Annotated in this window: 33 protein-coding genes and 1 tRNA gene; 28 read left to right on the forward strand and 6 right to left on the reverse strand. The window is 70.1% G+C overall.

The features are described from left to right. The first annotated feature begins 115 nt into the window (after positions 1-115). Positions 116-442: a hypothetical protein gene (locus JIX55_RS15790; RefSeq protein ID WP_257563959.1), complete on the forward strand. Its 327-nt coding sequence runs from the start codon at positions 116-118 to the stop codon at positions 440-442. 47 nt (positions 443-489) lie between these two features. Here the strand turns inward: JIX55_RS15790 and JIX55_RS15795 are convergent. From JIX55_RS15795 to JIX55_RS15810, 4 genes are all read right to left on the reverse strand, one after another. Further along, positions 490-560: transfer RNA gene (locus JIX55_RS15795), tRNA-Val, on the reverse strand. A 126-nt stretch (positions 561-686) separates the two neighbouring features. Then, positions 687-1979, reverse strand: coding sequence for a site-specific integrase (locus JIX55_RS15800; RefSeq protein ID WP_257563960.1), 1293 nt, complete (start codon positions 1977-1979; stop codon positions 687-689). A 28-nt stretch (positions 1980-2007) separates the two neighbouring features. Further along, positions 2008-2217 carry a hypothetical protein gene (locus JIX55_RS15805; RefSeq protein WP_257563961.1) on the reverse strand — a complete coding sequence of 70 codons (210 nt, stop codon included), beginning with the start codon at positions 2215-2217 and terminating at the stop codon, positions 2008-2010. A 205-nt stretch (positions 2218-2422) separates the two neighbouring features. Beyond that, the gene (locus tag JIX55_RS15810; protein ID WP_257563962.1) at positions 2423-2776 is read right to left on the reverse strand and encodes a helix-turn-helix domain-containing protein; all 354 of its coding nucleotides are present in this window, start codon (positions 2774-2776) and stop codon (positions 2423-2425) included. A 279-nt stretch (positions 2777-3055) separates the two neighbouring features. Between JIX55_RS15810 and JIX55_RS15815 the strand changes: the two genes are divergently transcribed. From JIX55_RS15815 to JIX55_RS15935, 25 genes are all read left to right on the forward strand, one after another. Continuing rightward, positions 3056-3370 (forward strand): XRE family transcriptional regulator, encoded by a 315-nt coding sequence (locus tag JIX55_RS15815; protein ID WP_257563963.1) that lies wholly within the window; start codon positions 3056-3058, stop codon positions 3368-3370. Further along, positions 3354-3596, forward strand: a complete 243-nt coding sequence (locus tag JIX55_RS15820; RefSeq protein WP_257563964.1) for a hypothetical protein — start codon at positions 3354-3356, stop codon at positions 3594-3596. Before JIX55_RS15815 ends, JIX55_RS15820 begins: the two co-directional genes overlap by 17 nt. Positions 3597-3691: 95 nt before the next feature. Then, positions 3692-4036 (forward strand): hypothetical protein, encoded by a 345-nt coding sequence (locus tag JIX55_RS15825; RefSeq protein WP_257563965.1) that lies wholly within the window; start codon positions 3692-3694, stop codon positions 4034-4036. Next, the gene (locus tag JIX55_RS15830) at positions 4033-4401 is read left to right on the forward strand and encodes a helix-turn-helix domain-containing protein (protein ID WP_257563966.1); all 369 of its coding nucleotides are present in this window, start codon (positions 4033-4035) and stop codon (positions 4399-4401) included. The genes JIX55_RS15825 and JIX55_RS15830 overlap by 4 nt, the downstream gene beginning before the upstream one ends. Continuing rightward, on the forward strand, positions 4398-5201 hold the full coding sequence (locus JIX55_RS15835; RefSeq protein WP_257563967.1) for a hypothetical protein: 804 nt from the start codon (positions 4398-4400) through the stop codon (positions 5199-5201). Before JIX55_RS15830 ends, JIX55_RS15835 begins: the two co-directional genes overlap by 4 nt. Continuing rightward, entirely contained in the window at positions 5198-5329 is a 132-nt protein-coding gene (locus JIX55_RS15840) for a hypothetical protein (protein WP_257563968.1), read from the forward strand. Before JIX55_RS15835 ends, JIX55_RS15840 begins: the two co-directional genes overlap by 4 nt. After that, the gene (gene bet / locus JIX55_RS15845; RefSeq protein ID WP_257563969.1) at positions 5326-6459 is read left to right on the forward strand and encodes a phage recombination protein Bet; all 1134 of its coding nucleotides are present in this window, start codon (positions 5326-5328) and stop codon (positions 6457-6459) included. Before JIX55_RS15840 ends, bet begins: the two co-directional genes overlap by 4 nt. Positions 6460-6524: 65 nt before the next feature. Next, complete coding sequence (locus JIX55_RS15850) at positions 6525-7208, forward strand: hypothetical protein (protein ID WP_257563970.1); 684 nt, start codon at positions 6525-6527, stop codon at positions 7206-7208. Beyond that, positions 7205-7948 (forward strand): exonuclease domain-containing protein, encoded by a 744-nt coding sequence (locus JIX55_RS15855; RefSeq protein WP_257563971.1) that lies wholly within the window; start codon positions 7205-7207, stop codon positions 7946-7948. Before JIX55_RS15850 ends, JIX55_RS15855 begins: the two co-directional genes overlap by 4 nt. Continuing rightward, positions 7945-8277, forward strand: a complete 333-nt coding sequence (locus JIX55_RS15860) for a hypothetical protein (protein WP_257563972.1) — start codon at positions 7945-7947, stop codon at positions 8275-8277. Before JIX55_RS15855 ends, JIX55_RS15860 begins: the two co-directional genes overlap by 4 nt. Beyond that, positions 8274-8546: a hypothetical protein gene (locus JIX55_RS15865; RefSeq protein ID WP_257563973.1), complete on the forward strand. Its 273-nt coding sequence runs from the start codon at positions 8274-8276 to the stop codon at positions 8544-8546. Before JIX55_RS15860 ends, JIX55_RS15865 begins: the two co-directional genes overlap by 4 nt. Further along, a complete protein-coding gene (locus JIX55_RS15870; RefSeq protein WP_257563974.1) occupies positions 8543-9163 on the forward strand; it encodes a hypothetical protein in 621 nt (206 codons plus the stop codon). Before JIX55_RS15865 ends, JIX55_RS15870 begins: the two co-directional genes overlap by 4 nt. Continuing rightward, the gene (locus tag JIX55_RS15875) at positions 9160-9717 is read left to right on the forward strand and encodes a WhiB family transcriptional regulator (protein WP_257563975.1); all 558 of its coding nucleotides are present in this window, start codon (positions 9160-9162) and stop codon (positions 9715-9717) included. The genes JIX55_RS15870 and JIX55_RS15875 overlap by 4 nt, the downstream gene beginning before the upstream one ends. Beyond that, positions 9714-10004 carry a hypothetical protein gene (locus tag JIX55_RS15880; protein WP_257563976.1) on the forward strand — a complete coding sequence of 97 codons (291 nt, stop codon included), beginning with the start codon at positions 9714-9716 and terminating at the stop codon, positions 10002-10004. The genes JIX55_RS15875 and JIX55_RS15880 overlap by 4 nt, the downstream gene beginning before the upstream one ends. Continuing rightward, entirely contained in the window at positions 10001-10366 is a 366-nt protein-coding gene (locus JIX55_RS15885) for a hypothetical protein (RefSeq protein WP_257563977.1), read from the forward strand. The genes JIX55_RS15880 and JIX55_RS15885 overlap by 4 nt, the downstream gene beginning before the upstream one ends. 2 nt (positions 10367-10368) lie before the next feature. Continuing rightward, on the forward strand, positions 10369-11196 hold the full coding sequence (locus JIX55_RS15890; protein ID WP_257563978.1) for a YfdQ family protein: 828 nt from the start codon (positions 10369-10371) through the stop codon (positions 11194-11196). Beyond that, positions 11196-11495, forward strand: a complete 300-nt coding sequence (locus tag JIX55_RS15895) for a hypothetical protein (protein ID WP_257563979.1) — start codon at positions 11196-11198, stop codon at positions 11493-11495. Before JIX55_RS15890 ends, JIX55_RS15895 begins: the two co-directional genes overlap by 1 nt. A gap of 11 nt (positions 11496-11506) precedes the next feature. After that, positions 11507-13330, forward strand: a complete 1824-nt coding sequence (locus JIX55_RS15900) for an AAA family ATPase (RefSeq protein ID WP_257563980.1) — start codon at positions 11507-11509, stop codon at positions 13328-13330. A gap of 50 nt (positions 13331-13380) precedes the next feature. Continuing rightward, positions 13381-14055: a hypothetical protein gene (locus JIX55_RS15905; RefSeq protein WP_257563981.1), complete on the forward strand. Its 675-nt coding sequence runs from the start codon at positions 13381-13383 to the stop codon at positions 14053-14055. Beyond that, positions 14052-14252: a hypothetical protein gene (locus JIX55_RS15910; RefSeq protein WP_257563982.1), complete on the forward strand. Its 201-nt coding sequence runs from the start codon at positions 14052-14054 to the stop codon at positions 14250-14252. Before JIX55_RS15905 ends, JIX55_RS15910 begins: the two co-directional genes overlap by 4 nt. Continuing rightward, a complete protein-coding gene (locus JIX55_RS15915; protein WP_257563983.1) occupies positions 14249-14698 on the forward strand; it encodes a hypothetical protein in 450 nt (149 codons plus the stop codon). The genes JIX55_RS15910 and JIX55_RS15915 overlap by 4 nt, the downstream gene beginning before the upstream one ends. Before the next feature lie 3 nt (positions 14699-14701). After that, on the forward strand, positions 14702-14950 hold the full coding sequence (locus tag JIX55_RS15920; protein WP_257563984.1) for a hypothetical protein: 249 nt from the start codon (positions 14702-14704) through the stop codon (positions 14948-14950). A gap of 2 nt (positions 14951-14952) precedes the next feature. Then, a complete protein-coding gene (locus JIX55_RS15925; RefSeq protein WP_257563985.1) occupies positions 14953-15297 on the forward strand; it encodes a hypothetical protein in 345 nt (114 codons plus the stop codon). An 89-nt stretch (positions 15298-15386) separates the two neighbouring features. Then, a complete protein-coding gene (locus JIX55_RS15930; protein WP_257563986.1) occupies positions 15387-16184 on the forward strand; it encodes a hypothetical protein in 798 nt (265 codons plus the stop codon). Between the two features lie 5 nt (positions 16185-16189). Further along, positions 16190-16534: a hypothetical protein gene (locus tag JIX55_RS15935; RefSeq protein WP_257563987.1), complete on the forward strand. Its 345-nt coding sequence runs from the start codon at positions 16190-16192 to the stop codon at positions 16532-16534. A 57-nt stretch (positions 16535-16591) separates the two neighbouring features. On the opposite strand, the gene JIX55_RS15940 is transcribed toward JIX55_RS15935, so the two are convergent. Beyond that, the gene (locus tag JIX55_RS15940) at positions 16592-16840 is read right to left on the reverse strand and encodes a hypothetical protein (protein ID WP_257563988.1); all 249 of its coding nucleotides are present in this window, start codon (positions 16838-16840) and stop codon (positions 16592-16594) included. A 68-nt stretch (positions 16841-16908) separates the two neighbouring features. Further along, positions 16909-17205, reverse strand: coding sequence for a hypothetical protein (locus JIX55_RS15945; protein WP_257563989.1), 297 nt, complete (start codon positions 17203-17205; stop codon positions 16909-16911). A 197-nt stretch (positions 17206-17402) separates the two neighbouring features. On the opposite strand from JIX55_RS15945, the gene JIX55_RS15950 reads away from it, so the two are divergent. Together JIX55_RS15950 and JIX55_RS15955 are read left to right on the forward strand one after the other, a co-directional pair. After that, the gene (locus JIX55_RS15950; protein WP_257563990.1) at positions 17403-17567 is read left to right on the forward strand and encodes a hypothetical protein; all 165 of its coding nucleotides are present in this window, start codon (positions 17403-17405) and stop codon (positions 17565-17567) included. Then, positions 17567-17755: a hypothetical protein gene (locus tag JIX55_RS15955; RefSeq protein WP_257563991.1), complete on the forward strand. Its 189-nt coding sequence runs from the start codon at positions 17567-17569 to the stop codon at positions 17753-17755. The genes JIX55_RS15950 and JIX55_RS15955 overlap by 1 nt, the downstream gene beginning before the upstream one ends. Positions 17756-17792: the final 37 nt, after the last annotated feature.

A 17792-nucleotide genomic window follows, 5' to 3' on the forward strand; every position in this document is an offset into this window, starting at 1 on the left:
TCCCCCAAGGCTCCGCTTCGCCCTTCTTCGCTCCCATCACCCGTTCGACTGAAGCCGTGCCCGAAGTGACAGAAGGAACTCGCATCCCAAAATCGAACAGGCGTACCATTGCCGCGTGGCTAAGACCTATGACTTCCCCAGTGACCTCCTCGCCGGCCAGGAGGAGCTGCATCAGGTCCGGGCCGAGCTCCTGGCACTGCTGAAGCGGCTGCCCTGGTCGGTCGAGCCCTTGGACGGTTTCAGTGACGACAACGGCTGGCGGAAGGTCGAGCGCCCCGCCTCGCCGGGATGGACGCCCGACGAGCAGGCCGAGGTGGAGAAGCTCCGCGAGCGCGAGCGGGAGCTGGCGGTGTTCGTGAGCTGCCACCGCTTCTGGGCCGAGGTCGCCACCGAGGAGAAGGTCGACGCCAGGACCCGGCTCAAGCACGCCCACGAGTCCTGACACACGGAAGACCCCGGCCGTGACCGGCCGGGGTCTTCGTCATCGCGTGGGCGCGGACGGTTTCGAACCGCCGACATCCTGCTTGTAAGGCAGGCGATCCCTCCGTCCAGCCGTTTCTAGTGGTTCCGAGTGGTTCCGAGTGGTCCTGATTCACATCCGGCGCCCCCATTCGAGTCGTTCCGAGTGGTCACCAGTCGTTCCGAGGGGTCCGTGTGGACTCTTAGCGGATTCTGGGCCCGGAAGGCTACTCAACTGCCCGGAGTCCACTTCCCTCGCCTCCCTCCCCGGTCAGAGCCTTACGCACGCGGTCACGGGCACCCTCGCTGCCGTGGGTGTAGATCCACGTGACCTTCCCTCCGCGCTTCTGCCCGAGGACCGCCCGAGTGTCGACCTCAGCCACGCCCGCGTGATGCAGACGGGTCGCGACGTCGTGCCGGTACTCGTACAGCCGCGGCCACCAGTCGGTGCGCCCGGTCTCCGGATCGAGAATCTTGCGCGCCACACCGGCCTGCGTGATCGCACGCTTCCAGGGCCGCTGAAGGTTGTTGACGTTCAGCGCCGCCCCGCGCGACCCACGGAACACCAGCTCCTCGGTGTGCAGGTCGTAGCCGTCGCCGACCGCCGACCGTGTGCGCTTCGGCTTCCACTTCTCCTTCATGAAGCGGATCGCGTCCATCGCCGTCGGCGTCAGCGGCACCGTACGGAAACCGGCCTCCGTCTTCGGCGCCTCCTGCCGGCACAGTCGCCCCTTGTCGAGGACGAGGATCTCCCGCACGTGGGCGACCATCTCGTCCTCGTCCACACAGTGCAGCCGCAGGCCTGCGTACTCGCCCGGCCGCATGCCGGTCTCGTACGCGAAGTCCCGGAGGATCACCTGGTAGTACTCCGGCAGCGCGGCGTGGATGAGCGCGTACTGCGCCGCCGTCGGGGGCTTCAGGTCGTCGGGGTGCTTCGTACGCTTCGACGCCGTGGCCTCCAGGTGAGCGGCCGGATTGACGGTGATCCGCTCCCCGTCCTTGATAGCCGCGTCCAGGAGAGCGGCAAGCAGCTGCTTCACCTGAGTCTGCGTCCGGTGGCCCTTCACCTCGTTCGTCAGCCACCGCTGCAGAGCCATGTACTCCAGGTCGATGAGCTTGTACCCAGACCACTTGGGCCCGATGTGGGCGGTCCACAGGCTGTGCTTCCGGTTGCGGGTCTTGATCGCCCCCTTCCGGCCCTCGACCTTCCAGAACTCCTCCCACCACTTGCCGAGGAGGACCTTCCCGCGCTCGGGATCCCGGTACGTGCGCCGGCGGACCGCCGTACGGGTCTCGTCGAGGAAGTCCTCGGCGGCCGCCTTCCCGCCGTCCGCGATGGGGAAGTTCCGGGCCTTCTGCTTCCCGGCGAGGTCCCGGTAGCGGGCCTGCCACGAGCCGATGCAGTCGCGCCGGCCTCGGCGCTCGCCGTGCTCGGCGGGCGGGTACTCCTCCAGGCACCGCTTGCAGCCGCACGCCTTCGATGGGATCTGCCGCGGGTTGTTCGACGCCCTACGCGCCATGGGTCATCACCTGTCCACTCCTTCGCTGCTAAGGAACGCGGGGGAGCTCGATCGGCTTCCCGCACCAGCAGAGTGCACCGAACTCGTCCTGTTCGATGTCGAGTTCGTCGAGAAGGAAGCGGAGCGCACGAAGCGCGAAGGGCTCGATCAGGTGATCAGGTAGGACGATGACGTTCCGGCCGGCGTCCCATGGCTCGGCGAGTCTGGCCCGCGGAACGTATTCGACGCGGATGCACATGGGCATTCCTCCCCCGGGTTGCACGTGTTACAGGTGCCGACCAAAGGGGGAGGAGCCGACGTGTGACCGACCGTAATACGTGTCGAGTGAATATGCGACCACTCTGCGCAAGATTGTGGTCACTCCTTCACGGGGAGTGAATGACTCCGTCTGGCGTAGACCCACAACCCAGCCCAAGGGTTGCAGACGAGTTCTTGGCGGACAATCAGCCCTGATTGCTGTCCGCTACGGCCCGCGCCTGGATCAGCAGCAACTCCTGCTGCTCTTCCGTGAGTCGGTCGAAGACGTCGAGGACGACTTCCCGGCGGTCGGGGGTCAGGGGTGCGGGCGCCTTTCGGCCGGCGGCCGCGGTGAGGCGCTGGACCGTGTACTTCGGGTAGGCCTCGGCAAGCTTGGCGATGGCGGCGTCGCGCGGGGTTTTCTTGCCGTTGAGCCAGAGGCTGACGGCGGACGGGGACATGTCGACGGCGCGCGCGATGTCGCTCTGGTTGGCCTTGTAGGTGGCCATCAGTTCCGAGAGGACCTGCGCGAAGGTCTCGTCTGACTCCCCAGTAATCACAGGGCTAAGGGTGGCCTGAGTCTTCTACTTTTTGCAAGCAAAAGTAGAAGCCTGGCGGAAAGCCATGCGGCGCGCGACTCCCCGACTACGCGCCGTTGTGAACTGCATATGCCGGTGATTAGAACATGCCTTCGAATCGTGCGCCACCCCGCCGTTACCCCCGAGACGACTCGGAACCGCTCGGAACGACTCGTTGACAAGGTTGTGACTGTGACTGTAAAAAGGTCACAACACCCCAGCCTGGGGCGTCACGCAGAAACAACCTGGCACGGGGGCCACATGCCGAAGCTGCACCGCAAGGGCAAAGGCAAGCCACTGAGAGACGCCATGGACGCCGCAGGGCTGTCCGGGCCGGAGCTGGCCGAGGCAACGAAGGAGGTGGATCCGGCGGGCAAGGGCGTGAGCCCCGCGACCGTCGGACGCATCACCGGCCGAGGCAAGACCGCCCGCGACACCTGCGAGTGGACCACGGCGTGGTACGTCGCCCAGGCGCTGCACAGGAGGGTCAATGCGCCCCTCCAGGACCTCTTCGACATGCCCCCACATTTGACTGTGAAAGTAGAAAGGTCAACCCCTGATGCCCAGGAAGAGTGACCGCCGCGTTCCCCTCCCGGCCGGCCTTCTCCCGCTGCTCACCCAGCCCGAGCTGGAGACCTACTACCAGGTCTCCGACTGGACGGTCCTGCGGTGGATCGAGGACGGGATGCCCGTCAAGCGACTGAAGACGACCGGCCGCCAGCAGAAGGAAATCCGCCGCTTCGACCTGAACGCCGTCGAGGCCTGGATGGCCGAGTGCGAGCAGCTCGCCGCCGCCTCCTGATCAACCCCCGAAACGCGCCGAAGGGCCGCCCAGCTTTGCCCGGCCTGGCGACCCCCGACCGGCGCCTCCACACAACAGAGAAAGCAGAGGTCACCGTGACCACCGAGACTACCGAACCGATCGCTGAGAACGGCGTGAGCGCCCAGCGCGGAAGCTACATGGCCGCCCTGTCGCTGGCCGAGCAGATCCTGAGCAAGTCGAGCACCCTGCCCACCAACCTCGACGTCACCGTCCACCCGTGGGCGCCGAAGCAGCCCGAACTCCGGTTCTACTTTCACCGCGACGTCCCGAGCCTGCGCCAGTTCCGCGATGACCAGATGCTGACCGAGTCGATGGTGACCCGGGAGAACGGCTCGGTCTACATCGAGGCCGTGCGGGAGGACGTCCGTGGCGTGCGCGTCGTCGCGTGGACGCTGACGGACGCGGCGGTGACCGCATGAGTGAGATCCGAGACCGGCTCCTCCGGCTGATGCTGGACGCCACCGACCGCCACGACCTGCCGCTGACCGTCCAGCAGGTGCAGGCGCTCGCCGCCGACGTGGCGCGCGGCTTCGAGCCCCCGGTTGACATCCCCGCGCTCACGCGGCGGGAGATGGACGTCCTGGGTGGGCTGTACCTCGGCGAGCGGGCCGTGGACACCGGGCGGCGGCTGTTCATGGCCGAGTCGACGGTGAAGACGCACCGGTGGTCGTTGTACCGCAAGTTCGGCGTCCGGTCCTCGGCTGAGGCGGTCGCGCTGGCGCTCCAGTGCGGTCTGCTGCGGCCTGAGCCGCTGGCCCTGGTCGTGACGGGGGTGTCGGCGTGAGTGCGGCGAAGCGGGTCGCGCATGCGGCCGAGACGATCCGGGCCCGCTGGGAGCGGGACGTGGCGTCGGATCCGCAGACGGAGGCGGCTCAGGCGTTGGAGGACAGCTGCCAGTTGCTGGACCCGGAGGTCGCGGCCGAGCTGGAGCGACTGCGGGCTCGGGTCGCCGACCTGGAGGCCGGTCTGCCTGCGATGCAGGAGGCACTGCTCCGGGCCCTCGACCGCGTCACCGAGCTGGAGACCGAGCGGCACTCGACGAACGAGTCCCTGTCCGAGGCGGCCGAGCAGCTGCGTGTGGACCGGGACCGGATCGCCGAGCTGGAGGGTCAGCGCCAGGCTCTGGCCGAGCGTCTCCGTGCGGGCCAGCGGTGGCAGCGAGGGCGTACCCCGGAGCTGGTCAGCGAGAACTTCGTCTCGCAGTCGGAGCTGCGGAGCATCTTCGGCATCCCGCTGGCGGCTCCGTGGGACGAGCCTGCTGAGGACCCGTGCCACCCGTGCGGCTGCCCGAAGAGGTTCGACCGCCACGCCGAAGGCTGCCCGACCGCCCTGCGCGCCGAGGACGCTTCCGACGTCACGACCCTTGCCCCTGCCCTGGACGCCGATGCCCGGTACAACCCGACGTTCCAGACGATCGAGCTGGACCTGATGGCCACCAAGGAGCAGTGGGCGGCCTGGCAGAAGGCCCTGGACGTCGACCAGCGCCGGACGACGAACCGCGGCGGTCTCGTGACCTCGCACGCGAAGTGGCGCGGCATCGCTGTGGTGATCCGCTGCTGGTTCGCCAAGGACGCCGCCGAGTGACCGCCCTGGACTGGGCGTTCGCCGCCCTCAGCACGCTCGCCGCCGCTCTCCTCCTCGGCTGGCCCGACGTCCTCGGCCTGATCAGCCGCACCCACACCCCGAACGACCGGAAGGACGGCCGCCCGTGAGCGCCGAACTCGCCAAGACCGGCGGAGCACTCGCCATCCGCCCCGACCAGACCCAGTGGACCGAGGAGCAAGGCCTCGTCCTGCGCCAGTCCGGCATCAGCGACGCGGTCACCAAGGCCGAGCTGTCCGGCTTCCTCCACCTCTGCCAGAGGACCGGCCTCGACCCGTTCTCCCGGCAGATCTACCTCATCGGCCGGTACAGCAAGAAGGAACAGCGGGACGTCTTCACCCCGCAGACCGGCATCGACGGGTACCGCGTCATCGCCCAGCGAGTGACCTCGCAGACGGGCGGCTCGTACGGCTACGAGGACACCCTGTGGTGTGACACGTCCGGGAAGTGGCGGGACGTGTGGCTGGCGGACGTTCCTCCGGCCGCCGCGAAGGCGACTGTGATCCGGAACGGGCAGCGGTTCTCCGCCGTGGCCCGGTTCTCCGAGTACGTGCAGGCGTTCCCGGACGGCAACCCGAAGGGCTTGTGGGCCAAGATGCCCGCCGGCCAGATCGCGAAGTGCGCGGAGGCGCTCGCACTCCGGAAGGCGTTCCCGCACGACTTGGCCGGGGTGTACACGGCTGAGGAGATGGCGCAGGCCGACAACCCGGCGCCGGAGCGGCATCTGCGGAAGGTGCAGCCGGGCGAGGGCGACCCGTGGGCCAACGATGGGCAGCAGGGAACGACGGCGGTCAAGGGCCGGTCGCAGCCCGCGCAGGACATCGCCGACGTGGCCGCGCAGACCTCGAACCAGGGGGCCGTGAAGGACCTGTACCGGCAGGCGCGCGACGAGGGTCTCCTCGCCGAGACGGTGAAGGTCGACCGCGAACTGTCGGAGTTGGGCGCGTACCTGATCGCCCGTGGGAAGCAGCTCGCCGCGCCCGCACCGGAGAAGACCGGCGACGGCTCGGGGGAGGTCATCGAGGGCGAGATCGTCGAGACCCTTTCCGAGGGACCGTCCGTTGTCGAGGGACCGTCCGAGGCCGACGTCGCCGAGCACCAGCTGCGGACCGCCGCCAAGGCCGCCGGTCTCGACAACCTCGACGCCGAGTTCGAGCAGTCCTACGGCATCCCCATCGCCCAGGCCGGCGCCCAGCAGCTCCGCGAGATGACCGCGATCCTCACCGGCCACGCCGCCTGATCCCTCACCCGCACCACTGGGGCGCCCCTGCCCAAATCAGGGGCGCCCCGCCCAAGGAGTAGCACATGAGTCTCAAGGACACCGCGCGCACCGTCGCCGCCCTCGACACCCTCCACAAGGCCATCGGCGACCACCTGAAGGCCGGTAAGCACGAGTTGGAGGCCGGGCTGAAGGCCGCCAAGGCGGAGACCGGCACCCAGAAGATCAGCATCAGCCTCGACGACAACGGCCCTGACATCGGCAGCGTCAGTCTCGTCCAGCCGAAGGCCGCCGCTGCCGTCACCGACCCCGAGGCGTTCGCCGCCTGGGTGGTCAGCTTCGGCGACCGCTTCAAGAGCGAGATCGAGCGGAAGTTCGTCACCTCGGTCAGGCCCGTGTTCCAGAAGATGATCCTTGACCAGGTCACCGCTGCCGGGGTGGCCGAGTGGGCGGACCCCGAGACGGGCGTCATTCACGAGGTGCCTGGCGTGGCGATGTCGGGGCGGGCCGCGTACACGCGGATGACGATCACGGACGTGGGTAAGGCGGCTATTCCGCAGGCCTGGCGTGAGGGGCGTCTCGCCTCTGTGCTGCCGGACATCGCCCCGGCCGCGATCGAGTCCGGTGACGGCGAGGCCGAGCAGCTGCGCGCCAAGGTCGCCGATCTGGAAAAGCGCCTGGAGTGGCTGAACGCGCTGGAGGCCGCCGGGGTCGACAACTGGGGCGGCATCGAGGTCGCGATCGAGATGTACAACGGCGGTGCCGAGTGAACGCCCCCGTCCAGCCCGACCTCACCGGGCACGTCGAACTCCCCTGGCACCGATCGCCCTTGGCCTCGTACGACTGCGAGACCACCGGCACCCGCATCGACGTCGGCCGCATCGTCTCCGCCGCCCTCATCCGGGCGAACGGCGACGTGACGCGCTGGCTGTCCGACGTCAACGGCCTGGAGATCCCGGCCGCCGCCACCGCCGTCCACGGCATCACCACCGAGCACGCCCACGCCCACGGCACCCCTGCGAAGCAGGTCGTCGAGGAGATCGCCGACGCGCTCGCCGGTGAACTGTCCGCCGGCCGGGCCGCGCTGGTCGTGATGAACGCGCCCTTCGACCTCAGCCTCCTCGACGCCGAGTGCGCCCGGCACGGCGTGCCCACCGTCGCCAACCGGATCGGCGCAGTACAGCCGGTCATCGACCCGCTCGTCCTCGACCGGGCCGCCGACAAGTACCGCAGGGGACGCCGGAACCTGGAGTCCCTCGCTGCCCACTACGGCGTCGACCTCACCGACGCACACACGGCGGACGCCGACGCCCAGGCCGCCCTCGACGTGGCCCTGAGGATCGCCGAGACGCACGAGAAGTTGCAGGTGCCCGCCCGGATCCTGCACGGCTGGCAGGTCCAGTGGCATGAGGCCTGGGCCGCGAACTACGAGTCCTTCCTCCGGCGTTCGAAGCCGGACGCCACGGTCGACCGCGGATGGCCGGTCCGCCCGGTGGGGGGTGCGTCGTGAAGCTGATCAGCGGCGCCAAGTACGCCGCCCTCCAGACCAAGCTCCAGCGCACCGAGAAGAACGCCGAGGACGCGGAGAAGCTCGCCGCCGACCGCCTCACCACCATTGGCCGCCTGCGCACAGAGCGGGACCAACTGCGGGACGCCAAGCCGAACAGCCCCGTTCAGCAGCCGCAACCCATGCTCGGCGATGCCGAACTCCGGCGTCAGCTCGGCCTCGCTCGGCGCACGATCCGCGAACTGGACGAGCGGCTCACGGAGATGCAGGCGTCGCACATCGCCGACACCCGCGAGCTGCACGACCTTCGGCAGGCCGGTGGTCGGTCATGAGCTTCATCGCCTCCCTGATCGCTGCCGCCGCCCTCATGGTCGCTGGCTCCGCGATCCTGCTGCGCCCCGAGACGACGCGCGGCCAACACCGCCGGCGGCCCGCGCTGCTCGCCTGCCCCATGGACGCGCTCGACAAGGTCGCGGCCCTGTGCAGCACCGAAGGGCGCGTCACGCTCCACACGCGGGTGCGGATCACGAAGCAGTTCATCTGCCTCAGCTGCCACAACCCGAGCCGCGACCCGGCCTCGTACGAGGAGGCCTCCTCGTGACGACCCTCTTCGACCTCACCCCCAAGGCTCCGACCGCCATCACGGCGGCCGGGCCCCGGCCCCTCGTCATCGGCATCGACGCCAGCCTCAACAGCCTCGGCATCGCCGGAGCCGACTGGGCCGACGCCATCCGCCACCCCGGCCTCTCCGGACACGCCCGCATCAACTACCTCCGCCGCGAAGTCGCCGACCGCACCAAGGCCGCCGACCTCGTCGTGATCGAAGACGTCGCCCGCGGCGCCAAGGGCTCGGCCGTCCACCAACTCGCCGGCCTGTGGTGGGTGCTCACCACCGAACTCCACCGCCGTGGCATTCCCTTCGCCGTGGCCAACCCGCAGAGCCGGTACACCTACGCCACCGGCGTCGCCAACCCTGCGAGGGAGCACCCGCGCGACAAGCGCGCCCGGATCTGCAAGGGCATGGTCTGCTCGTTCGTCACCGAGCGGCTCAGCATCTGGTGCGAAGGCCCCGGCAAGTACGACGCCGCCGACGCCGCAGTGTTCGCCGCGATGGGCCTGGACTGGCTCGGCTACCCGCTGGTCGACCTGCCGCAGCAGCAGCGCCGCGCCCTGGATGGCGTGCAGTGGCCGACGCAGACCGTGGCGGTGGCCCGATGACCTCCTCCCCGGCCCTCTGCACCGACCCGATGTACGCCGGCCGCCTCGACGAACTGTGGTTCGCCCACACCACCGAGCAGAAGCCCGCCGTCGTCGAAGCCATCCGGATCTGCTACCGCTGCCCCATCCGGCTGGCCTGCCTGAGGGAAGCGCTCTCCGAAGAGGGCAGCGCGAACAAGGCCGACCGACACGGCATCCGCGGCGGCCTCACCGGCTACCAGCGGCGGCTGGTCTTCGAAGAGCTGGTGAAGCGGAAGACCGGGCAGCGGCCGAAGCGCAAGCGCGCGGAGTGCGGCACCCGCTCGGGCTACCAGCGGCACCTCCGCGAAGGCACCGAGATCTGCGCCCCGTGCCGCCAGGCGAACAGGGACGCCGACAACCTCCGCCGCACTGGCACGACCAAGACCAGTCGGCAGCCCGCGCCGTGCGGCACCAGGGGCGGCTACCAGCGCCACCGCCGCGATGGCGAGGCCGCGTGCGACGCCTGCCGTCAGGCCAACACCGACGCGGACAACAGGCTCAGGCGCACCGGCACCACCAAGGTCGCCGCGTGAGCGCCCGGGACCCGGAGCCCTGCGACGGCCTCACCGGCGACCACACCGGCCCCGTCCGCTTCTACCGCACCGGCTGGAAGTGCAACACCCACTCCCCCTGGGCCGAAGCCGGACTCGACGAACCGCAGCCCGGCTACGGCCACCCCTCCGCACTCCCCCTGTCGCCGCTCGCCGCCTCCTCGGTCTTCGACGAGAAAGCCATCGCCTCCGGCCGGCGCCGCTCCAGCCCGCACACCTACCGCGCCGCCCAGGCCGCGGTGAACCACCGGAAGGAACCCAGCACGTGACCGTTCAGCCCGACACCGGCGAGATCCAGCAGGCACCCGTCGCCGCGTTCCTCGCCAGCCACCTCAACGGCCGCACCGACGAGGAGCTGTCCACCGAGTTCCACACCCTCCTCGACGCCGTCCGCGCCCACGGCAAGAAGGGCTCCATGACGATCACCATCGTCGTCGACCCGCCCGCCAACGGCGTCGAGTCCGCTCCCATGCCGATCGGCATCGAGTCCGCGGTAAAGGCCCCCAAGCCCACCCCGGTCAAGTCCCTCTACTTCCTCGACGACGACGGCATGCCCGTCCGCGAGGACCCCCGGCAGACGCAACTCGACTTCCGGACCGCCCCGAGCACCACCGACTACAAGGACGCCTGACCGTGACGTACACCGAACTGAGCAGCACCAATGGCGAGGCACAGACCATCGTCGACACCGCGCTCCTCGCCGCCAAGCCCAACGAGCTGGAGGCGGGCAAGGTCTACGCCTGGCTCACCCACAGGGGCGTCGAGCAGGTTGACCTCACCGGCGACCAGTACAAGGACAAGCCCGACCGCAAGCGCGGCACGACCACCGTCCGCGACGCCGCCTCCTTCCTCGCCCACTACGGCAAGCACGCCGACGGCGACAGCGAGGTCTACGCCGACGCCGAGAAACTCACCATCACCGCCGTCCTCGACGCGGACACGGCCGACTCCGCCCGCTGGGGCGGCCACCGCCTCCACCTCGCCCTCCGCGAGACCGAAGCCTGGAAGCAGTGGATCGCCCTCGACGGCAAGCTCATGCACCAGGAACAGTTCGCCGAGTTCATCGAGGACCACCTCCCCGAGCTGCTGGAGCCCGCCGCCGCCGAAATGCTGGAGATCGCCCAGTCGATTCAGGGCGTCGCCAAGGCCGAGTTCCAGTCCGGCACCCGCCTCTCCAGCGGCGAGCGCAAGCTCGCGTACATCGAGACCGTCACCGCGAAGGCCGGCCAGAAGGGCGAGCTGGTCATCCCCGAGACCTTCGTTATCGGCCTGGTGCCGTTCGAGGGCAGCGAGGGCTACAAGCTGACTGCTCGCCTGCGCTACCGCATCAACGGCGGCCCGCTGCAGCTCGGTTACAAGCTGGAGCGCCCGGGCGACATCCGGCGCACCGCCTTCACGGACGTCGTCGACACGATCAGCGACGACATCACCGTGCCGGTCCTGAACGGGACGCCCGCCTGATGGCCGCCCGGCCGCGGGGCAGCGCCGACTCCCGCTGCCCCGCGTGCCGGGCCCCCGTCATCACCCAGCTCGTCGGCAACCGAGCCGCCCTCAACGTGACCGCCGACCTCACCCCACTCACACCCGAACAGCAGACGGAACTACGGGAACCGAACCGGCTCATCTGGTGCCTGCGCACCAACGGCCTCGGCCACAGGCGACTCACCTGGACCGGCCCCCGACACCCGCCCGACTGCGACCTCGGCGACCACGTCACCGAACACCGCTGCCCGCCCGCCGAACCCACCACGCTCTTCTGAGGAGACTGCACGTGGAGAACGTCCGCCACATCCCGCGCAACGAGGCGGACAAGGACGGCTTCACACAGGTGCCCCCCTGCGACCTGGAAGCCGAGGAGTACGTCATCGGCGTCGTCATGCACGAGAAGATGGCGTACGACGAATGCTCCCTCCTCATCGGCCGCGACGACCTCTACAAGCCATCCCACCAGCTCATCTGGGACACCGTCGCCGGCATCTACGCCACCGGCCAGCAATGCCACCCGGCCCTCGTCCGCGCCGAGATCGAAAAGCAGGGCCAGCTCCACCGCGTCAACGAGGGCAACCTCATCTACCGGCTCGGCGGCAGCCCCATCAACCCGCTCATGGCCGCAGCGTTCGCCGAGCGCATCGCCGCGACCGCCCGCCAGCGCCGATACGACTCCCACTCCACGATCCTCAAGCAGGCCATCGCAGGCGGAGCAGACGGCGACGAACTCGCCGCGATCGTCGCCGAGTTCCAACAAGGCGAACAACTCCGCGAGAACACCGGCCGCGGCCCCTCCCACCTCGTCGCCTCGCTGCTCAACTGGGACGACTTCTTCCTCACCGACTTCGGCGCCATCCAGCTCCTGCCGGGCAAGCTCATGGGCCCGGGCCAGCAGATCACCCTCGTCGGCGACGGAAAGGCCGGCAAGTCCCTGTTCACGCAGGAGTGGATGTGGCGCATGGCCACCGGGCAGAGCTTCCTCGGCGACGCCCCCCAGAAGCCCGTACGGATCCTCTACCTCGACGCCGAGAACGGCCAGGAACAGGTTCAGGAACGCTTCCTGTCCTTCGGCGCGAACGCCCGCGCCATGGGCGAACTCAAGTACGCCAGCTTCCCGCCCGTCCGCCCCCTCGACACCGCAGGCGGGGGCGCCGACCTCATCGCCCTCGTCAAGGCCACCGGCGCCGAACTCGTCGTCATCGACACCGTCTCCCGCTTCATCTCCGGCCCCGAGAACGACGCCGACACCTGGCTCAACCTCTACCGCCACACCCTGCTGCCCCTGAAGCGCGACCGCATCGCCTCCGTCCGCCTGGACCACTTCGGCAAGGACAAGGACCGCGGCGGCCGCGGCTCCTCCGCCAAGACACAGGACGTCGACCACGTATGGGAGCTGGGCTACCAGGGCGGCGGCACCCTCGTCCTGAAGCGCACCCACACCCGCACCGGCATCGGCCCCGACAACTTCGTCATCCTCCGCCAAGCCCACCGCGACGGCGAGAACTGGGCGCTCGGCGGCACCCGCCACGTCCTCATGACGTACGAGAACGAGCCCGGCGCCGTCTCGGGCCTGGCCTCCATCCCCGGCACCGTCGAGCACATCATTGCCACCCTCGACGGCGCCGGCGTACCGGACACCGCCGGCAACCGCATCGCCCGCCAGGCCCTCGCGGACCGTCAGGTTCCGGGCAGCAGCGAGAAGATCGCCGAGGCCGTCCGCCGCCGCAAAGCGCGGTCCGATTCGCCCGGTATCGACGTTTCCCGGAACGTTTCCGCAGACCGCCCCGACGGACGTTTCCCGGAAACGTTTCCCGGAACAGACCCCGGAACACACAAAACCCCAGGTCAAACGTTTCCCGGAACGGTCGCGGAAACACCCGGAACGCCCCCCGTTCCCCACGTTCCCCCCTCGAAGAGGGGGAACGGGGAGGGAACTCCGGAACAGGCAGACCCCCAAGAACCCCTCTGCACCGTCTGCCACACCCCCCTCCCCGACTTCAGGACAGACCGCGGCTACGACACCCACGTCGGCTGCGACCCCGCCACCGGAAGCCACCCCGACAGGCCACAACACCCCACCGACGACGAACACAACGGCGCCGCCTGACCCGCCGCTCATCCGGTTCCGCCCGCCCACGCGCACAGACAGGACTGATCATGACCAACGCGCCCGTCCCCAGCCGGATCGCCCTCACCCGCGACCAGCTCGCCGCGCTCCTCGCCCATCACGCCGACGTCCTCGCCGCCCAGTGGCGAGCCGACGGCGCCCGGGACAACTGGATTGGCGCCGAGCGCTTGGACGCCCACGCCGCCGTTCTGGCCGCCGACGAGGAAGCGCCGGCCGTCGCTGAACTCCTCGACTCGATGCTGTCGTTCCCCCTCGACCCGCCGGTTGTGGATCAGGCCGCGCCCGCGCCGTGGGTCGAGGGTGACCCGCTCATGGAGGCCATCGCGGCCGCCGTCTGGGAGCGCTGCACTCGCGACGACCCGGACATGCCGCAGCTGGTCCTCGACGACCCCCGCAACATCGCCGCCGCCGCTGCCTCCGTGGCGCGCGCCGTGAGCCTCGCTCAAGCCGCCGACGACCTGGACCAGTACGTCGGCAAGCAGCCCAGCAACGCCGACCCGGCCGTCGAGGGCGCCCGCCTCGTCATCCGCGAGCTGCGCCGTCTGGCTGCCGAGGCGCAGCCCACAAAGCCCGACAGCGGCCCGCCGTGCGGCAACAACCCGAACTTCCGGCTCGCCCCCGGCGACCGGCAGGCCGTCGACGAGTTCAAGGCGTACCTGGCCCAGCGCGCCACCGAGGCACCGCAGGACGGGACACAGCCGTGACCGCCGCCCGCATCCTCGGCGTCACCATCGCCGCCGGCCCAGCCCTCGCCGTGCTCCTGGCGCTCGCCGTCGGCTGGGTCCTCGGCCACCGCACCGCCCGCGTCGTCCGCGTCTCCGTCGGCGCCACGGCGGCCCAGGACGAGGCCGCGCTCACCGCACCGTTCGACCCCGACACCACGAAGGGCCACGACACATGAGCGATCGCCTGACCGTCGACACGATCAACAGCGACCAACTCGACGCCCTCTACGACCGGCTGGCCAAGGCCGAGCAGGAGGCCGACGACTCGGTAGCCGCGGCCTCACGGCTCGCCGTCCTCGTCGGGAAGCGGTCCGAGAAGGCCGAGAAGGCCGCCAAGAGGCAGAGCTTCCGCGCCGACATCGCCGAGACCGAATTGCGCACCCTCCGCGCGGGCCTGCGAGCCAACGGCGCCGACCCCACGCAGATCCAGAACCTGTGGGCGCAGATCAGCCTCCGCAACCGGCAGTGGCGGGTGGAGAAGCAGCGCGCCGAGGCCGCCGACGCCCTGTACGAGCAGTGGGTGAAGGCCGGGCCGCCGCCGCTCGGCACATCCGTCTCGCGCTGGTGGGACGCCCGCCTGATCGAACTGCGCGCCGCCCTCGACGAGCCCAAGGAGAGCTGACCCATGCTCCAGGCCCAGATCACCGACGAGCAGCGCGAGCAGCTCCGTCAGCGCTCGGCTGAACTCCACGCCGCGCTCGCCAAGTTCGCCGAGTCGTTCGCCCCGGTCGCCCGCGCCATCACCGAGTCGTTCGCCCAGCTCGGCCGCCAGCTCCGCGAGTCCGGGCTGATCGACGAGGACGGCCAGCCGGTCAAGCCCGCCGACCGGCCCGCCTGGCAGTCCCCGTACGGACCGCCGCAGAGGAGGCGCTGACCATGCCCGTCCTCGGCCGCCCCGTCCGCCCCATCCTCGTCGTCCTCGCACGCAACTTCGAAGAGTTCCGCTTCTGGTGCCGAGACAGCGGCCTCCGCGAGAACGACCCCGAGGTGGTGTTCGCGTCCCGCTTCTCCAAGCTGCGCGGGATCTCGTACGAGCGCGTGAAAGTGATCCGCCTCCGGGGCTGGGGCCAACACCCCGAAGGCCGCGAGATGGACGCGTTCCTCTGCGCCATGGAGGACCGCGCTGCCACCTCGGCCCCGGCCATCAGCGCGCAGATCCACGTGCAGCCGGACCCACCGCACGTCGCCGAAGCCATCCGGGACATCCGCCGCCGCGCCTGAACACACAGCAGGGGCGCGCCTGATGTCTGGCCGGACCGGCGCGCCCCCTGGGGCTCATCACCGTACCCCGCACCACAGGAGCCACGACGATGACCACCACCCGCCACCTCACCACCGTCATCCGCCACTGGCCCGACCTCGTCGACGCCCTCGGCGGCAGGTCCGCACCCACGTGGCCCCCCGCCGGCCGCATGAACGACCACCTGCGCGCCCTCGACCAGGCCGACGACGAGCACGAAGAGACCCATGCGCAGCAGCTCACCACCCTCCGCGCTCCCGACGGCCGGACCATCGGCTACCGCTGCACCCACTGCGGTGACGTAGACCCGGGCCACGCCCACCCGGTCGGTGATGAGCGCGACCCCGCCCAGATCGGCGAGCGCCCCATCCCGATCCGGCTGAACATCCACGAGACCATGCGCCTCGTCCACGAGCAGCTCGTCGACTGCGCCGACGCCATCGCGAGCAGCGTCCAACGCCCCGTCATGGGCCTGCTCCCGCAGGGCTACCCCAAGGCCGACCGCGCCCGCCGCGAGCTGCTGGTGATGCAGGACCGGCGCGACCCCCGCCGCTGGTCCTGGACACGCACCCGGCCCGCCGCGCCCCTTGTCGCGCTGTGGCTCCTCGGCAGAGTGCAGGGCGCGCCCGGCCCGTTCCGCCCGCTCGCCACGCCCCAGCTCGACCACATCACGGCCGTCGCCCGCAGCTGCGCCCAACGCATCGAGCAGGCCCTCGACGTCGGCGAACAGAAGGCCACCCTCGCCCGCCCATGCCCAACATGCGGCGGCCCACTCACCCTCCACGGCGGCGCCGGCACCAACCCGGTCGCACGGTGCGCAGGATGTGGCCACATCTGGGCGCAGCCCGACACCTCGGCCGTAGCGTGACCACCATGACGACCCACGACCTGCACTGGGGCATCGCCCGGGAGATGACCGCTGTCTACGCGCTCGGTCTCGACATCGGCGAGGACGCACACCACGAGCGTCGGCGCGAGTACATGGTCCGCCGCGCGGCAGCAGCCGACCGGCTCTCAGACAGCGACGGTGGTGATCCGATCGCGGCAGCCGAGACCATCCACGACGCCGTGCACTACGCCCGCGCACTCCTCGCCCACGACCGGCTCGACGACACCGGACGGGGCCCGCTGCCCGCGCACGACCCGCGCTGGCTGGACGACCCGCGCGGCTACGCCCGCCAAGAGCATCGGGCGTGGATCCTGGACCGCGAGGTGTAGGACCCGGACATGACGGAGCCCCCGGCCATCACGGTCGGGGGCTCTTCGCATGCCCAGCTACGCGGCCGAAGCCTCCTCCTCCGGATGCCGCACCACCTTCTTCACCGCCTGCTCCAGCTCGTACCGCGACATGGTCACGTCCTCACGCGAGGCGGACTCGGTGACTGCGGCCTGGAACACTCCAGCCGCCGTACGCCACGCCTTCCACTGCGCGCCGTACTCATCGCCGTCGAGGCCCGCGAGCTTCTCGCGCTCCTCTTCGGCAGCCTGCTCCAGCTTGATCAATTCGTCGGGGATGTCTGCCACGAACACGGATCCTAAGCGGGAACACCAGAGCCCCTACACGCGACCGCGCGGGAGCTTCACGCGCCTGGCTAGTCCTCGCCCTTCTTCCGATTCGCCCACGAGCCGGTGTGCCCCCTGACGATGTCCTGCACCACCCCCGGCGACATCGCCAGCCGCGCAGCGATCGCCCGGATCGACACAGGCGGCTCCTCAGCCCGCAGCTCCAGCACCAACTGCCGGCGCTCCTCGTGCCACGTCTTCGTCCTCTTGGCCTGAAGCGCCAGCACCTGGTTCCGCGCACGTACGCGCTCCTCCACGTCGGCGATCTTGTCGACCTCCTCAAGGGCGTCCGACACCCGCTGTACCTCCTCGCTCGCGTCGTCCACGCCCGCTCCTCTCCTGCTGGCGGGAAGCGGCACGCTCCGACTCTCTTGCATGGGGACCATACAGCGCTGTACGGTCCCCATACAACGGACGGGGAGCCACTGCCCTTCCGTAGATCAACAAAGCCCCCGGCCCGCTGATTTGGCGATCCCGGGCCGGGGGCGGACCCACCCACAACCATCACGAAGGAGCAGGTCCTATGGGACACGCTACCGATCAGCCCACCACTCAGCCCACCCCCGCACCGCCGCGCGAGAACCCGATCTTCCGTCAGCCCGCCACCGTCCAGGCCTGCCGCACCGACTACGAGGCCGGCGCAGACGTCCGCCGCCGCCTGGACCAGCAGATCGCGAGGCGCAGCTGATGGGCCTGCGCGACTTCGCCCGCACCCTCCGCCCCGGCAACGACCAGCAGTTGGCCACCGACCTCCGCACCCAGGCCCGCGTTCAGCGCTCCCGCAGCGCCACCCGCGCCGCCCGCGAAGGCCAGGCCTGGGAGGACAAGGACCGCGCCCAGGACCGCCGAGGCCGCTGGTACCGCCCCGCCCGATAACCCGCCCAGACCGCCGCGCCCCCGCGAAATTCCCCCC

The organism is Streptomyces sp. DSM 40750 (genome assembly GCF_024612035.1).
Lineage (GTDB): Bacteria > Actinomycetota > Actinomycetes > Streptomycetales > Streptomycetaceae > Streptomyces.

Excerpts from the sequence above, each read along its gene's own strand:
- JIX55_RS15815 (WP_257563963.1), top strand. The coding sequence starts at position 3,056 with ATGCCGAAGCTGCACCGCAAGGGCAAAGGCAAGCCACTGAGAGACGCC.
- JIX55_RS15950 (WP_257563990.1), top strand. The coding sequence starts at position 17,403 with ATGGGACACGCTACCGATCAGCCCACCACTCAGCCCACCCCCGCACCG.
- JIX55_RS15905 (WP_257563981.1), top strand. The coding sequence starts at position 13,381 with ATGACCAACGCGCCCGTCCCCAGCCGGATCGCCCTCACCCGCGACCAG.
- JIX55_RS15955 (WP_257563991.1), top strand. The coding sequence starts at position 17,567 with ATGGGCCTGCGCGACTTCGCCCGCACCCTCCGCCCCGGCAACGACCAG.
- JIX55_RS15915 (WP_257563983.1), top strand. The coding sequence starts at position 14,249 with ATGAGCGATCGCCTGACCGTCGACACGATCAACAGCGACCAACTCGAC.
- JIX55_RS15800 (WP_257563960.1), bottom strand. The coding sequence starts at position 1,979 with ATGGCGCGTAGGGCGTCGAACAACCCGCGGCAGATCCCATCGAAGGCG.
- JIX55_RS15935 (WP_257563987.1), top strand. The coding sequence starts at position 16,190 with ATGACGACCCACGACCTGCACTGGGGCATCGCCCGGGAGATGACCGCT.
- JIX55_RS15805 (WP_257563961.1), bottom strand. The coding sequence starts at position 2,217 with ATGTGCATCCGCGTCGAATACGTTCCGCGGGCCAGACTCGCCGAGCCA.
- JIX55_RS15830 (WP_257563966.1), top strand. The coding sequence starts at position 4,033 with ATGAGTGAGATCCGAGACCGGCTCCTCCGGCTGATGCTGGACGCCACC.
- JIX55_RS15895 (WP_257563979.1), top strand. The coding sequence starts at position 11,196 with ATGGCCGCCCGGCCGCGGGGCAGCGCCGACTCCCGCTGCCCCGCGTGC.
- JIX55_RS15925 (WP_257563985.1), top strand. The coding sequence starts at position 14,953 with ATGCCCGTCCTCGGCCGCCCCGTCCGCCCCATCCTCGTCGTCCTCGCA.
- JIX55_RS15930 (WP_257563986.1), top strand. The coding sequence starts at position 15,387 with ATGACCACCACCCGCCACCTCACCACCGTCATCCGCCACTGGCCCGAC.
- JIX55_RS15920 (WP_257563984.1), top strand. The coding sequence starts at position 14,702 with ATGCTCCAGGCCCAGATCACCGACGAGCAGCGCGAGCAGCTCCGTCAG.
- JIX55_RS15865 (WP_257563973.1), top strand. The coding sequence starts at position 8,274 with ATGAGCTTCATCGCCTCCCTGATCGCTGCCGCCGCCCTCATGGTCGCT.
- JIX55_RS15875 (WP_257563975.1), top strand. The coding sequence starts at position 9,160 with ATGACCTCCTCCCCGGCCCTCTGCACCGACCCGATGTACGCCGGCCGC.
- JIX55_RS15850 (WP_257563970.1), top strand. The coding sequence starts at position 6,525 with ATGAGTCTCAAGGACACCGCGCGCACCGTCGCCGCCCTCGACACCCTC.
- JIX55_RS15820 (WP_257563964.1), top strand. The coding sequence starts at position 3,354 with ATGCCCAGGAAGAGTGACCGCCGCGTTCCCCTCCCGGCCGGCCTTCTC.